Source organism: Kitasatospora sp. MBT63 (assembly GCF_000710465.2).
Classification (GTDB): domain Bacteria; phylum Actinomycetota; class Actinomycetes; order Streptomycetales; family Streptomycetaceae; genus Kitasatospora.
Window position 1 is genome coordinate 1 of sequence record NZ_JAIZ01000812.1, and the last position, 1,948, is coordinate 1,948.

Consider the following 1,948-nt stretch of genomic DNA (forward strand, 5'->3'; position numbering starts at 1 on the left):
GGCGGCCGCCCCGCTGCCGCCCCGTCAGGCCGTGCCGGCCCCGCCGCCGCCCCCGCTGGTGGTGCGCCGCTCGACCTGGAAGACGGACGAGCCGCAGACCGCGACCGAGTGCGACGCGGCCGTGCGGGCGGTCTTCATCCACCACACCGACGACCCGAACGGCTACGGCCCGCAGGACGTCCCCGAGAAGCTCCGGTCCATCTACCAGGAGCACCGCACCAACCAGGGCTGGGAGGACATCGGTTACAACTTCCTGGTCGACCGCTTCGGCACGATCTACGAGGGCCGGCTCGGCTCCACCGGCCGCCCGGTGGTCGGCGCCCACACCATGGGCTTCAACCGGGAGACCTGCGGCATCGCGGTGATCGGCACCTTCGGCGCAGGCACACCGGTCCCCGAGGCGGTGCTCGACGCTCTGGCCCGGCTCTCCGCGTGGAAACTCGGCCTGTACGGCATCGACCCGGCCGGCCGGTCCGAACTGACCTCCAACAGCAGCAGCAGCCGCTTCCCGGCGGGCACCACCCACGCGTTCGCCGCCATCTCCGGTCACCGCGACGCGTACACCACGCTCTGCCCCGGCGAGTCCCTGTACGCGGCCCTGCCGCAGATCGCCGAGCGGGCGGTGGGCCTGCTGCGTGAGAGCGACCGGGCGGTGGGCCTGCTGCGCGAGAGCGACCGGGCGAACGCCGTCCGCCCAGACACCGCCGGGCCCGCCGGCCACCTGCTGCGGCCCACCCTCCGGCAGGTCCGACCCGTCCGGGACGACACCCGGCCGTCGTGACCGCCCGTTCGGACGGCCGGAGCGGCGTGCGATGATCGCTGGGTGACGAGGTCGAACGAACGGGCGCCGCGCGGATCCCGTGCCGTACGGGCGGGCGCGGCCGCGGTGGCCGCCGCGGTGCTCGGGGTCGGTGCGGCCGCCGGGCCCGCGGGCGCGGCGGGCCTGCCGCGCGAGGCGTTCACCATCAGCGACCCGCGGATCACCGAGTCCAGCGGCCTGGCCGCGAGCCGGGCCCACCCCGGCGTCTACTGGACCCACAACGACAGCGACGACGGCCCGTACGTCTACGCCGTCGACTCCCAGGGCCGCACCGTCGCCACCGTGACCCTGCGCGGCATCAAGCCGCGCGACGTCGAGGCCATCTCGCTCGGACCGGACGGCCGCCTCTACCTCGGCGACATCGGGGACAACCGCGACGGCACCTGGCCCGAGGTGTGGATCTACCGCTTCGACGAGCCGAAGGAACTGCGCGACCAGACCGTCGACGCCGTCCGCTACCGGGTGCGCTACGAGGACGGGCCGCGGGACGCGGAGGCCCTGATGGTGCACCCGGTCACCGGCCGGGCGTACATAGCCAGCAAGCGGCAGAGCGGCGGCCGGCTCTACCAGGGACCCGAGACGCTGTCCGACTCCGGCGTCAACCTCTTCCACCCGATCGCCGACGTGCCCTGGACCACCGACGGGGCCTTCTCCCCGGACGGCACCCGGCTGGTGCTGCGGGGGTACTTCTCCGCCACCGCCTACCGCTGGCAGGACGGCCACCCGGTGGAGGACGGCTCGGTCAACGTGCCGTTCCAGCGGCAGGGCGAGTCGGTGACGTACTCGGCGGACGGTACCGCCCTGCTGTTCGGCAGCGAGGGCAAGGACAGCACCGTCTGGCGGGAGACTCTCGACGCCAAGCCCGCGCCCACCGCCGGTGCCGGCAGCGGTGCGCCGACCGGCGCGGCGAGCCCCGGCGCCACCGCGACCGGCAGTGGCGCGGGCGGCGGCTCGGGCAGCGGTGGGGGAGTGGGCGGAGGGGCCGGCGGCTCCGCGGTCCTGGCCGTGCTGGTGGTGGGAGCCGTCGTGCTGGCCGTACGCAGGCGCCGCGACAGCTGACCGGCCGCGGCCGGTCCCGACCGGTCCCGGCCGTGGAGAGGACGTGGACAGGACGTGGACAGGACGGGG

General features: G+C 75.2%; 2 protein-coding genes. Both read left to right on the forward strand.

Features of this window, described 5'->3' with window-relative positions:
* A partial coding sequence (locus AA75_RS42755; RefSeq protein ID WP_051814378.1) for a peptidoglycan recognition protein occupies positions 1–781 on the forward strand: 781 nt, incomplete at its 5' end.
* A gap of 42 nt (positions 782–823) precedes the next feature.
* Entirely contained in the window at positions 824–1,879 is a 1,056-nt protein-coding gene (locus AA75_RS42760; RefSeq protein ID WP_082527262.1) for a hypothetical protein, read from the forward strand.
* Positions 1,880–1,948 lie beyond the last annotated feature (69 nt).